The sequence below is a fragment of the Actinobacillus succinogenes 130Z genome (assembly GCF_000017245.1).
In the GTDB taxonomy this organism is placed as follows: Bacteria; Pseudomonadota; Gammaproteobacteria; order Enterobacterales; family Pasteurellaceae; genus Exercitatus; species Exercitatus succinogenes.
The window spans coordinates 2307785-2319663 of sequence record NC_009655.1; the positions used below are offsets into that span (position 1 = coordinate 2307785).

General features: G+C 44.7%; 14 protein-coding genes. 5 read left to right on the forward strand and 9 right to left on the reverse strand.

The features are described 5' to 3' along the window. Positions 1–79: 79 nt before the first annotated feature. The 3 genes from ASUC_RS10875 to epmB all read right to left on the reverse strand — a co-directional run bounded on the left by ASUC_RS10875 (position 80) and on the right by epmB (position 2989). Positions 80–469: an MliC family protein gene (locus ASUC_RS10875; RefSeq protein ID WP_012073824.1), complete on the reverse strand. Its 390-nt coding sequence runs from the start codon at positions 467–469 to the stop codon at positions 80–82. An 11-nt stretch (positions 470–480) separates the two neighbouring features. Continuing rightward, a complete protein-coding gene (locus ASUC_RS10880; RefSeq protein ID WP_012073825.1) occupies positions 481–1905 on the reverse strand; it encodes a LysM-like peptidoglycan-binding domain-containing protein in 1425 nt (474 codons plus the stop codon). Positions 1906–1966: 61 nt separating this feature from the next. After that, the gene (epmB, locus tag ASUC_RS10885; protein ID WP_012073826.1) at positions 1967–2989 is read right to left on the reverse strand and encodes an EF-P beta-lysylation protein EpmB; all 1023 of its coding nucleotides are present in this window, start codon (positions 2987–2989) and stop codon (positions 1967–1969) included. A gap of 34 nt (positions 2990–3023) precedes the next feature. Here epmB and efp point away from each other — a divergent pair, with 34 nt between their 5' ends. Next, entirely contained in the window at positions 3024–3590 is a 567-nt protein-coding gene (gene efp, locus ASUC_RS10890; protein ID WP_012073827.1) for an elongation factor P, read from the forward strand. A 368-nt stretch (positions 3591–3958) separates the two neighbouring features. Beyond that, entirely contained in the window at positions 3959–4909 is a 951-nt protein-coding gene (gene cysK / locus ASUC_RS10895) for a cysteine synthase A (protein ID WP_012073828.1), read from the forward strand. 89 nt (positions 4910–4998) lie between these two features. On the opposite strand, the gene murJ is transcribed toward cysK, so the two are convergent. Further along, the gene (gene murJ / locus ASUC_RS10900) at positions 4999–6573 is read right to left on the reverse strand and encodes a murein biosynthesis integral membrane protein MurJ (protein WP_041834678.1); all 1575 of its coding nucleotides are present in this window, start codon (positions 6571–6573) and stop codon (positions 4999–5001) included. Between the two features lie 222 nt (positions 6574–6795). Here murJ and rpsT point away from each other — a divergent pair, with 222 nt between their 5' ends. Further along, the gene (gene rpsT / locus ASUC_RS10905; protein ID WP_012073830.1) at positions 6796–7059 is read left to right on the forward strand and encodes a 30S ribosomal protein S20; all 264 of its coding nucleotides are present in this window, start codon (positions 6796–6798) and stop codon (positions 7057–7059) included. 52 nt (positions 7060–7111) lie between these two features. Here rpsT and ASUC_RS10910 read toward each other — a convergent pair whose 3' ends face one another. Further along, the gene (locus tag ASUC_RS10910; RefSeq protein WP_012073831.1) at positions 7112–7783 is read right to left on the reverse strand and encodes a YtjB family periplasmic protein; all 672 of its coding nucleotides are present in this window, start codon (positions 7781–7783) and stop codon (positions 7112–7114) included. A gap of 76 nt (positions 7784–7859) precedes the next feature. Here ASUC_RS10910 and serB point away from each other — a divergent pair, with 76 nt between their 5' ends. Beyond that, on the forward strand, positions 7860–8801 hold the full coding sequence (serB, locus tag ASUC_RS10915; protein WP_012073832.1) for a phosphoserine phosphatase: 942 nt from the start codon (positions 7860–7862) through the stop codon (positions 8799–8801). A 15-nt stretch (positions 8802–8816) separates the two neighbouring features. After that, a complete protein-coding gene (locus tag ASUC_RS10920) occupies positions 8817–9308 on the forward strand; it encodes a YajQ family cyclic di-GMP-binding protein (protein WP_012073833.1) in 492 nt (163 codons plus the stop codon). Between the two features lie 115 nt (positions 9309–9423). Here the strand turns inward: ASUC_RS10920 and yidC are convergent, their stop codons facing one another. The 4 genes from yidC to rpmH are packed head-to-tail and all read right to left on the reverse strand — an operon-like array spanning position 9424 to position 11777. Then, a complete protein-coding gene (gene yidC / locus ASUC_RS10925; RefSeq protein ID WP_012073834.1) occupies positions 9424–11037 on the reverse strand; it encodes a membrane protein insertase YidC in 1614 nt (537 codons plus the stop codon). After that, positions 11034–11300, reverse strand: a complete 267-nt coding sequence (gene yidD / locus ASUC_RS11210; protein ID WP_012073835.1) for a membrane protein insertion efficiency factor YidD — start codon at positions 11298–11300, stop codon at positions 11034–11036. The genes yidC and yidD overlap by 4 nt, the downstream gene beginning before the upstream one ends. After that, complete coding sequence (gene rnpA, locus ASUC_RS10930; protein WP_012073836.1) at positions 11255–11629, reverse strand: ribonuclease P protein component; 375 nt, start codon at positions 11627–11629, stop codon at positions 11255–11257. Before rnpA ends, yidD begins: the two co-directional genes overlap by 46 nt. A gap of 13 nt (positions 11630–11642) precedes the next feature. Continuing rightward, entirely contained in the window at positions 11643–11777 is a 135-nt protein-coding gene (gene rpmH, locus ASUC_RS10935) for a 50S ribosomal protein L34 (RefSeq protein WP_005539760.1), read from the reverse strand. Positions 11778–11879: the final 102 nt, after the last annotated feature.

Consider the following 11879-nt stretch of genomic DNA (forward strand, 5'->3'; position numbering starts at 1 on the left):
TTAAACAACATTAATATCGCTGTTTTTTTAATTAATTTACAACAGTATATTTGGGGCGTTCTTTATGGGTTCAACAGGTCTACTGCGCGACACATACATCCGCTAAAATCACACCGACACTATTGGTCAGCGTATTTGCTCCCCCTACGCGTTCAATCCAGCGTAGATGAATGTTAGTGTAAACTTTCCCGCTTGCGGATATGGTAGATTTTAATTTTTCCGTCACCTGTCCGAAAGTTAAATAAATGGTTTCTACGTTCTTTGTCGATTTTTTGGTCAGCACTTTCTCGTGTATGACCCGCACTTCTTTATCATCTTTACAAACATAACGAGTGGCGACACCGGTTTGTTTGGTTTTGTTTAACATTGCCGTTTGCGGTTTCGGTTTCGCCTCAACAGGCTTAGGAAGGATATTATGAGAACATCCCAACAGAAGCAAGGCTGACAAAAAAAGTGCGGTCGTTTTCACAATTGTTTTTCCTATTTGCTGTATTTATAAGTGCCGTCCGACTGACGAGTAAAGACCGAACCGTCGGATAAGCGCATGGTAACTACCCGACCTTCACCGTTGGTGGCAACCTGAACTTTATCATTTGCCTTAAAGCTGCTTAATACGTTATTTGCACCGCTCGCTTTAGTCATAGCATTCGCATCGCGAATATCCAATCCGTTCGTACGGAAAACCTGAAACAGCGACGTACCGGACGGAATCGTCAAGGTTTTTGACGAACCGTTAACGGCTTTAGATTGACGGGCAACCGCTTTATTTCCCGCCGGTTTGGCATCGACTACCGGCGTTTTGGCCGGCTGGGCTTTCGTCTGCGCTTGTTGTTGCGTTAAACGGGCTTTTTCTTTTGCTTGTTGCTCAGCTTTTAACTTCACGGCTTGCGCCTGTTGTTCCGCTTTACGTTGTGCTTCGCGGGCTTTTTCTAAACGCGTTTGTTCCGCCGCTTTTAATTGAGCCTGATGATCTGCGTTGTTGATTACAGAATTTGCCGCCGACACCGTATTAGCCGCCGGTAGGTTCGCAGCCGTCGCAGATTCGGCGGACTGGTTGACCGTATTGTACGCACCCGTCGCGACAGACACCGCATTCGTTACCGCATTAGAAGCCGCTTGAGTCGCTTGCTCGTTCGGTCGGCTATTATCAGCTTGCGCATTCACATCCGGCGACGGCGCAACAGTATCGGCGTTCGCCGTTTCCGTATTTTCCAACGGTTTATTCGGATCTAACGACTGGAATTCAATAGGCATGGTATTGCCGTTACTGTTCGCCTGGAAGTCTTCCACTGTTTCGGAACGTGGTTTTAACAGCAATAATGCCGCTAAAATCACCACGGCTGCTGCAATAGCCAGAAACAAACGACGATGTTTGTGCGGCAATTTTTGCATAACCTTCCAATCTTCCGGATTTTTAAAGGAGGTTTTGGATGTTACCGTTTTTTTATTTGTGCCGGATTCATCGGCATAATTTACATTTTCCGTTTGCACTGAATCATTGCCTCGGGCCGATGTCGCCTCTTTCGGTTGTGAATTTGGAGAGGAGGAATAAGTCGGTGCGCTATAACCTTGTGCGATGTTGCTTGCTGTTGCGGTCGGTTGTTGCGGATTAACGCCGTTTGCGTTATTGCTCGGATTGTTATTCATGGAAGCCGCCACGGATTTCACCACTTCACCCGGGTTAAGCGTTGCATTGACTTTCTCCGTGCCAAAAGTCGGTTCACGACGTTCGGCAAACGGGTTAGTTGCCGTTTCTTTTTTCTTGAATAATTTATTTAAAAAAGACGGTTCATTTGTCGTTGCTTTTCTCGGTGTAACCGGTTCATTTGAATTGAGACCTAAATCCAATTCGTTTTGATTGGCAGAATCATTTTTGGGCGTATTTTCCACGATATACCTCGGCATTAAAAACTGAAATCAAGCACCTGAAAAGTGCGGTCGAAATTAAGGGTATTCTATCGGATCCCTATCCCGAATACAAAGTTTTATTCGGCTCATTTGCAATTTCCCGCGCCAACTTCGGCACCAGATAACCGGATGTCGTCGCCTGTAAATCACGATAAATTTTGACCGCACTTTCATCGGACACATAAAAATGAGCCGCCCCCTCCACTTTGTCCAGCAGGTGCAGATAATAAGGCAAAATGCCGATTTCAAACAAATTATCGCTCAGTGTTTTCAAAACCGCCGCATTGTCGTTCACATTTTTCAGCAATACGGACTGATTAAGCAACTCTACCCGAGCCTGCTTTAACCGTACCATCGCTTGTGCCAGTACATCATCAATTTCATTGGGATGGTTAATATGCGTTACCAACACCGCTTTCAGCCGTGAGTTTTGCAACATTCGGCACAACGCAGACGTAATTCGTTGCGGAATCATCACCGGCAGGCGGGAATGAATACGCAGACGTTGTAAATGCGGAATGGTTTCCAATTGTTTAATCAACCAATCCAGTTCGTGATCTTTCGCCATTAACGGATCTCCGCCGGAAAAAATCACTTCTTCGATTTGCGGATTTTCCGCAATGTATTCGATCGCCTGACGCCAGTTAGCTTTATTTCCCTGGCTTTGATTATAAGGGAAATGCCGTCTGAAACAGTAACGACAATTTACCGCACAAGCATTTTTTACCATAAATAATAATCGGTTATGATATTTGTGCAGAATATTGGGCGCCGGCATTTTTTGTTCTTCCAGCGGATCCTTATTGAACCCTTCCGCATATAAAAATTCCTGATGAGAGAGCATAACCTGTAACAGCAACGGATCCTGCGGGTTGCCTTTTTCCATTTTGGTAATAAACGGAATCGGCACTCTCAGGGGAAAAAGCTTGCGGGCGGCGAAATCCCGTTTGCTGAATTGTGCCGATAAATTCAACATTTTTAACAGTTCTACAGGATCGGAAACCGCATTAGCCAGAACTTCCAGCCAATTTTCTTGTTTTGGTTCTTCTCTAACAGGGATATTTTGAGTTAAAATATACACTTTCTAATAAGCTCTACATCAAATTGAGGATAATATGGCTTCATATACTACCACTGACTTCAAACCGGGTCTAAAATTTATGCAGGACGGCGAACCTTGCGTCATCATCGAAAACGAATTCGTTAAACCGGGTAAAGGTCAGGCATTCACTCGTACCCGTATTCGCAAATTAATTTCCGGTAAAGTATTGGATGTAAACTTCAAATCCGGTACTTCGGTTGAAGCGGCGGACGTTATGGATTTAAATCTGAACTATTCATACAAAGACGAAGCGTTCTGGTATTTCATGCATCCTGAAACTTTCGAACAATATTCTGCGGACGCCAAAGCGGTCGGCGAAGCGGAAAAATGGTTATTGGACCAAGCGGAATGTATCGTAACATTATGGAACGGTTCCCCGATTTCCGTTACTCCGCCAAACTTTGTGGAATTAGAAGTTGTAGATACCGACCCGGGTCTGAAAGGCGACACTGCCGGCACCGGAGGCAAACCGGCAACATTAAGCACCGGCGCAGTCGTCCGCGTTCCGCTTTTTATCCAAATCGGCGAAGTCATCAAAGTGGACACCCGCTCCGGCGAATACGTATCCCGTGTGAAATAATCAAAAGCTCCCATTCAATACCCGCTCTCAAGCGGGTATTTTAATATCCAAAACGCCCCAAAAACCGACCGCACTTTGTCACTAAAATCTCTTTTTCCCCGTTTTTGACGCCCTTTTTTATACGGGATTTTTAGAAAAGTTTCGGGTGCGTAGACATCCAAACTTTTCGTTAAAAAAATCTCGTATAAAAAAGGAAAAGCGGCAAAACCGGGGCGTGTTCTTTGGTTACTTTCTTGCACGAGCAAGAAAGTGACAAATCATTAATAGCTTTTCGTTATAAAATAGATCAAATAAATCTTTTTTTTCTATAACCGGCTATGCTAAAAATACACACCATATTAAACAGCCCCCTTCAAGGAGATTTTCACATGACAATTTATGCAGACAACTCATATTCCATCGGTCATACCCCGCTCGTGCGTTTACAACACTTCGGTCAAAACGGCAACATCGTTGTTAAAATCGAAGGACGCAACCCGAGCTTCAGCGTAAAATGCCGTATCGGTGCGAATATGGTTTGGCAGGCAGAAAAAGACGGGACATTGACTAAGGACAAAGAAATCGTTGACGCCACCAGCGGTAATACCGGGATTGCTTTAGCTTATGTCGCGGCGGCCCGCGGTTACAAAATAACCTTAACCATGCCGGAAACCATGAGTACCGAGCGTAAACGTTTATTACGCGGTTTAGGGGTTAATCTGGTGCTCACCGAAGGGGCGAAAGGTATGAAGGGCGCAATTACCAAAGCGGAAGAAATCGTAGCAAGCGATCCGAATCGTTATATCATGTTAAAGCAATTTGAAAACCCGGCAAATCCGGCTATTCACCAACAAACCACCGGACCTGAAATTTGGGAAGATACGGAAGGAAAAGTGGATGTCGTAGTCGCAGGCGTCGGCACCGGCGGTACGATTACCGGTATCACCCGCGCCATCAAATTAGGCAAAGGTAAACAAATCACAGCCGTTGCAGTGGAACCGGCGGAAAGCCCGGTGATTACACAAACCTTAAAAGGGGAAGAACTGAAACCCGGTCCGCACAAAATTCAAGGTATCGGTGCCGGCTTCATTCCTAAAAACCTGGATTTAAGTTTAATCGATCGCGTTGAAACCGTAACCAGTGACGATGCGATTGCCACAGCCCGCCGTTTAATGGCGGAAGAAGGCATTTTGGCAGGCATTTCGTCCGGCGCAGCCGTCGCAGCGGCGGAACGTCTGGCTAAATTACCGGAATTTGCCGACAAATTAATCGTAGTCATTTTACCTTCCGCGTCAGAACGTTACCTAAGCACGGCGTTATTCGAAGGTATCGACGCTTAATTTATCAGATTCTATAAGCGCATATACGAAAGCGCGGTCAAGTTTAAAAACATTTTAAAAATTGACCGCACTTTTTGCATTATGGTATTTTAACTACGCGCCGCTAAATGATGTTTTCGCACGCCTAACAACACCAGACACACGGCATAACTGACCGCCGCCAAAATAATCAGCCATGCCAGCCAATGCACGCGGGTGAGGAATTTCATAGCATGCCACACTTCCAGACTTGGACTGAAATGCCAAACCAATCCGCCCATTACGCCTGCCGCTGTCAAAACCTTTAAGAAAAAAACCGCACTTTGCTTACTGAAATGGTAAACATCCTGTTTTGCTAATCCGCGATAAAGCAAATAAGCATTCAAGGTCGCCGACATAGCGGATGCCATGGCTAATCCCACATAACTGAACGGAATCGCCAATAGATTAAACGCCATATTGCTCACCATGGCGATAATGCCGATTTTCACCGGCGTTTTCGTATCCTGACGGGCATAATAACCGTTCGCCAAAATTTTAATCAGCATAAAACTCAATAATCCGGTATTAATCGCCCACAGCGCATGTGAAGTCGCCTGTACGTCGCTCAGCATAAATTGCCCGCGCATAAACAGGGTTAACAGCATGGGCTGCGCCAATACGGCAATACCGGTAGCGGCAGGCACGCCCAACAATAAAATCATTCGCACGCCCCAATCCATGGTTTGACGAAAATCAGTTACGCCCTGCGCCGCATTATCCGTACAGTCGGCATGCTGACGTGCCAGTGTGGGTAAAATCACAGTGGAAATGGCGATGCCGAACAAGCCGAGAGGAAATTCCAGTAATCGGTCGGAATAATACAGCCAACTGATAGAACCCGTCATCAGGAAACTGGCAATAAATGTATCCAGCAAAAGATTGATTTGGCTGACGGACACCCCGAATAATGCGGGAATCATCAGTGTGCGGATTTTCTTCACGCCTTCATCGTTCCATGCCCATTTGGGTTTAACCAATAGCTTGGCCCGCTTCAGGAACGGCAGTTGAAATAAAAACTGCAATAACCCCCCGATAAAAATCCCGATGGCAAGGGCTAAATCCGGATTATCCATATGCGGAGCCAACAAAAGTGCGGTGGCAATCATGGCAATATTCAACAATACCGGTGAAAAGGACATCACGCCGAACTTACCCAAAGTATTCAGCACCGCACCGGATAGCGCCACAAATGTGATAAACCATAAATAAGGAAAAGTAATTTTCAGCAGCAGTGAAGCCTGAGTAAATTTATCGGCGTTAGGACCGTCATTCAGCCAATCCACGAACCACCCTGTCCCGAAAATAGCGGCGACTACCGGCGAACCGATCATTGCCAGTAATGTCACGACGGAAACCAATCCGCCCAGGGTCCCCGATACTTTAGCGATAAATTCCCGTGTTTTGTCTACGTCACCGGCCTTTTGGTATTCCGCTAACACCGGCACAAACGCCTGAGAAAAGGCTCCTTCCGCAAACAGGCGACGTAAAAAATTAGGGATACGATTGGCAAATAAAAACACATCCGCCGCGACGCCCGCCCCGATGATATTGGCTATCACCACATCTCGCACTAAACCCAATACGCGGGATAATAATGTCATGATGCTCACCAACAGGCTTGATTTTAAAAGTCGTTTACTCAAAACAGTATTCCGTTAACAATAAAAATTGCGTTAATTTTATAGAAAATTAATTTTTAAGCTATATTCCGATGAAAAAAACTGCTAAAATCTCGCCCACATCGTTGATCTCGTCGCGAATGGCTTAATGCGGCACCTTAAAACGGTGGAAACATTCGGTTGTGTCTCACCGAAAATCAACAAAATTTTAAATCATATTTAACTGAAATTCGTAGGAGTTTGACCTTGGCTAATATCAAGTCAGCAAAAAAACGCGCGGTTCAATCTGAAAAACGCCGTCAACACAACGCAAGTCAACGTTCAATGATGCGTACATATATCAAAAAAGTATATGCCGCAGTTGCAGCAGGTGAAAAATCAGCAGCTCAGGCCGCATTCTTAGAAATGCAAAAAGTAGTAGACCGTATGGCGTCTAAAGGCTTAATTCATGCAAACAAAGCTGCAAACCACAAATCTAAATTATCTGCTCAAATCAAAAAATTAGCATAATTTAGAAACTGATAAAAATTAACCGCACTTTTTCTTGTGCGGTTAATTTTTATTACCTGCGCCATAAACGGCGGCGGCGATGATAACTATTGCCCGTTAATTTAGTCGACTTAACAATTTCTGCCGTCGCTTCATGATTACGTCGGCGAATACGGCGGTAATGCCCCAGAAAATAATGTACCGAGCTCGCCAGTAGCGCGCCTACCAGAAAAACTATAATCAATTCACCATACAAATGATGAAACAACTGGCTCACTTTACTTTGGGTCGCCTGTCCATATCTACCGTCAAAACTGACGCGCAAAAAACCGATTACCGAATTTTCCGCATAAATGGGTTCCACAATCTGCTGCACCCGCTCGCTTTCATCCGCTCCCAATCCCAAACGTCGACGAAGATTCAGCGATGCCGTACTTTGCGCCAGTAATTCTCCGTTATTGGCATACAACGACGCATCCAGCACCATATCGTCATTAATAAGTTTATCCAGACTTTCCGTCAGCGTTGCGCCGTTCGCATTATTTTGCAACAACATTGAAAACAAATTGGTTTGCTGACGCACCAATAAATGCGACAGATTCGCCACCTGATTAACACCGGCCAGCTGAGAGCCCGTTTGAAATTGTTTAACGCCGAATAAAATCAGCGCCATCACCGCAGCGCATAAAGCGATAATCACCGTCAACAATGCCGATTTCAGAATTTTTTCTTTAACGAGTTGCAAATTCTTTACCTAAAATTTGAGAATATGTATGATTGTACCATTTCTAAAATTACAGGATCAAATCTACAGGAACGCCATGCAAAGCATTATTCAAAAATATTCGCCGTTTCCCTCCGCACTTTTATCCGGGCAAGCCGACCAAGGAAAAGATTATTTTATTTTATTCGGTACCGCATTAAATTTATCCGAGTTAACGGATTTTCAGGCAAAGTGCGGTCAAAATTTTATCATTTTCGATTGCTGGCATATCGATAAAAATACGGTGGTTTTGCTGCGGGGACAATTCGAGCGCCGTTACGTGGAATATGCCCATGAATTACGGTTAGACGCCGCCTTGATTGATTTTCACGTACGCTTAAGTCAGCCCGGCTTGTTAGTGATGGATATGGACAGCACGGCGATTAAAATCGAATGTATCGACGAAATCGCCAAACTGGCGGGCACCGGCGATGAAGTTTCCGCCATCACTGCCGCCGCAATGCGCGGTGAATTGGACTTTGAACAAAGTTTACGCCGCCGGGTCGGTACCTTAAAAGGCGCACCGCAACAGATATTAAGCCAAGTACGCGAAAAACTGCCGTTAATGGAAGGATTACGGGAGACCGTAGCCGCCTTAAAGCGGCAAAATTGGAAAGTCGCTATTGCTTCCGGCGGATTTACCTATTTCGCCGATTATCTGAAAGAAACGCTGGCGCTGGATGCGGCGATATCCAATCAGTTTGAAATTATCGACGGTAAGCTGACCGGTCATGTCAAAGGCGATATCGTACACGCACAATACAAAGCGAACACCCTGAAATCGCTGGCGCAGGAATTCGGTGTCGATTTACAGAATACCGTCGCCGTCGGCGACGGCGCTAATGATTTAGCCATGATGGCGGTGGCAAATTTAGGAGCGGCATTCCATGCCAAGCCCAAAGTTCAACAGCAAGCGCAAGTTATGGTAAACTTTGCGGACTTAACGGGACTGCTCTGCTTGCTCAGCGCGAACGATAAAGTCCAACAGCTTAAAAATTAAAAAAGGAGAAAGTTCATGCCTTCATTTGATATTGTATCGGAAATTACCATGCACGAAGTGAATAACGCCGTCGAAAACGCTAATCGCGCCTTAAGTTCGCGTTATGATTTTCGTGGCGTGGAAGCGGTAATCGAATTAAACGAAAAAAATGAAACCGTTAAAGTTACGACCGAATCGGATTTCCAATTGGAACAGCTCATCGAGATTCTCATCGGCGCTTGCGTGAAGCGCGGTATCGACAGCACCTCGTTGGATATTCCGGCTGAAAGCGAACATCACGGTAAACTATATTCAAAGGAAATAAAATTAAAACAAGGCATCGAAACCGAGATAGCGAAAAAAATTACCAAGCTTATCAAAGACAGTAAATTAAAAGTACAAACCCAAATTCAAGGCGAACAGGTACGTGTAACGGGTAAATCCCGCGATGATTTACAATCTGTGATTCAATTAGTGAAAGGCGCCGATCTCGGTCAACCGTTCCAGTTTAATAATTTCCGAGACTAATTGCGTCGTAAAATACCGTCGGTAAAGTGCGGTCAAAAAATGCAACGTTTTTTAATTCGTTAACCGTATTCATAAAATAAATAAAGGCATCGTTTTGATGCCTTTATTCTGTTCGTTATTTGGATTTACGGGAATGTAACCCTTTTTTCTCTAATCCGCGATAGATTAATTGTTGCTGAATGATGGTAATCACGTTTGAAACCAACCAATACAGCACCAAGCCCGCCGGGAACCAGAGGAAGAATACGGTAAAGATGACCGGCATAAAATTCATCACTTTTTGTTGCATAGGATCCGCCACCGGCGTCGGGGATAATTTTTGCAACAAGAACATAGAGCCGCCCATAAGCAATGGCAGAATATAGTACGGATCCTGAGCCGATAAATCCTGAATCCAACCGAAAAACGGCGCATGACGTAATTCCACCGCTTCCATAAACGTCCAGTATAATGCGATGAAAATCGGCATTTGAATCAATAACGGTAAGCAACCGCCTAACGGATTCACTTTTTCTTCTTTATACAGCTTCATCATCTCCTGGCTCATGCGCTGACGATCGTCACCGAAGCGTTCGCGCATTTCCTGCAATTTAGGCTGCAACATACGCATTTTTGCCATGGAAGTATATTGTGCTTTGGTTAACGGGTACAGAATGGCTTTCACCACTAAAGTGACGCCGATAATCGCTAAGCCCCAGTTACTGACTAAACTTTGAATCAAGGTTAGCAACGCAAACAACGGTTTGGCAATAAACCATGCCCAGCCGTAATCTACGGTTAAATCCAAATGTTCGGCAACTTCGCCCATTTGGTTTTGCAGTTTAGGACCGGTCCAAAGCGCTGTTTTTACCGTTTCCGTCGCACCTGCCGGAACCGTCACGGTCGGACCGCGGAAACCGATGAAACCCATACCGTTATTAGTGGTGGTATAAAGTTGATTGTCCGCATCCTGATTAGGAATCCAGGCGGATACGAAATAATGCTGTAATACGGCAACCCAACCGGCTTTAGTATTCACTGAAAGATTAGCGCCTTTCATGTCGTCAAAACTATATTTTTTATAGTTGGTTTCCGAAGAAGAATAAGCCCCGCCGGTATAAGTCGGCATCGCCATACTGCCTGAGCTTTCCACCAAGGTATGCTTCAACTGACCATACGGCTGAACTTCAATGGTTTCATCGCTTTGATTCCGAATTTCATAATTTACCGCTATATCGTAAGAACCGCGTTTTAACATAAATATTTTACGATAAATTACACCGTCTTTTTCAAAGGTAAACGGAACGCTTAATTCGTCCTGTCCTTCGGCTAATACAAAATTATCGCCGTTAACTTGGTAATCAGCGCGACCCGCCGCACTGTCAATACCGTTTTTACCGACTAAACCGCTCTGCGCAACATAGGTTGTACCGTCTTTATTTTCTAATAAAGTAAAACGTTCTTCACCGTTTAACTCTTGCGCATAATTCAATAATTCGCTTTCAATCACATCACCGCCAAGCGTATCCACTTTTAACCGGAATACGTCATTTTGTAAGGTGATGACTCGGCCTTTTGCCTGACTGTCTACTGCTGAGGTTGAAGCTGATGAGCTGTTCGGCGTATCGGATTGCGAAACAGCTGTTTCCCGGACGACAGGTTTTGGTGCCTTATCTATTTCCCATTGCTGATAGACCAGGAACGAAATAAAAAGTAAAGCGAGTGCTAATAAGCTACGGCTGGAATTCATTTTTTGTTCTCTTTGGAGTGATTGTCAGATTTAGGCGGCACAGGATCGTAACCACCCGCATTCAAAGGGTGACATTTTAATATACGTTTAAGCGTAAGCCAAGCACCTCTTACTGCTCCATGTGTTTTTATCGCTTCTAAACCGTAACAGGAACAGGTTGGCACAAACCGACAACGAGGTCCGATTAACGGACTGATGACGATCTGATAAAAACGAATCAGCTTGATGAGGATTTTTTCGCCAAGCGAATGTGACGCTGCCATAATTTAGCCAAACTTGCCGTAAACGTGGAATTATCTAATTTTCCGATCCCCGCTTTTGCCACAATCACAAAATCATAATTAGGCAATTCATGCTGCAGAAGGCGAAAGCTTTCACGGCATAACCGTTTGATGCGATTACGATCATGAGCGCGCTTTAAGTGTTTTTTAGCGACCGTTAATCCCAAACGGGGATTGCCGACCGAATTAGAACGAGCAAGAATAGTGACTTCGGGTGTCGAAGCGCGTTGAGGATTTTGAAAGACGTGCCTGAAATGCTCAGGGGCTAACAAACGTAGCCCCCGATGAAAGTTTAAACTTTGCTTAATCACGCGAAATTAATCATTAAGCCGATAAACTTTTACGACCTTTAGCACGACGACGGGCTAAAACCTGGCGGCCGTTTTTTGTCGCCATTCGGGCACGGAAGCCGTGAGTACGGCTGCGTTTTAATACAGATGGTTGAAATGTACGTTTCATGTTAAGTCTACCTAAATCAAAAATTATTGTATTGATCGCTTTATTCGCACTGAAAGCCAAAGCGAACAAAACATATTACTTGAAAACAAGGTTATTCAAAAA

Coding starts and splice junctions, on each gene's coding strand:
- rpmH (WP_005539760.1), bottom strand. CDS start 11,777: ATGAAACGTACATTTCAACCATCTGTATTAAAACGCAGCCGTACTCAC.
- cysK (WP_012073828.1), top strand. CDS start 3,959: ATGACAATTTATGCAGACAACTCATATTCCATCGGTCATACCCCGCTC.
- yidC (WP_012073834.1), bottom strand. CDS start 11,037: ATGAATTCCAGCCGTAGCTTATTAGCACTCGCTTTACTTTTTATTTCG.
- serB (WP_012073832.1), top strand. CDS start 7,860: ATGCAAAGCATTATTCAAAAATATTCGCCGTTTCCCTCCGCACTTTTA.
- ASUC_RS10880 (WP_012073825.1), bottom strand. CDS start 1,905: ATGCCGAGGTATATCGTGGAAAATACGCCCAAAAATGATTCTGCCAAT.
- efp (WP_012073827.1), top strand. CDS start 3,024: ATGGCTTCATATACTACCACTGACTTCAAACCGGGTCTAAAATTTATG.
- ASUC_RS10920 (WP_012073833.1), top strand. CDS start 8,817: ATGCCTTCATTTGATATTGTATCGGAAATTACCATGCACGAAGTGAAT.
- yidD (WP_012073835.1), bottom strand. CDS start 11,300: ATGGCAGCGTCACATTCGCTTGGCGAAAAAATCCTCATCAAGCTGATT.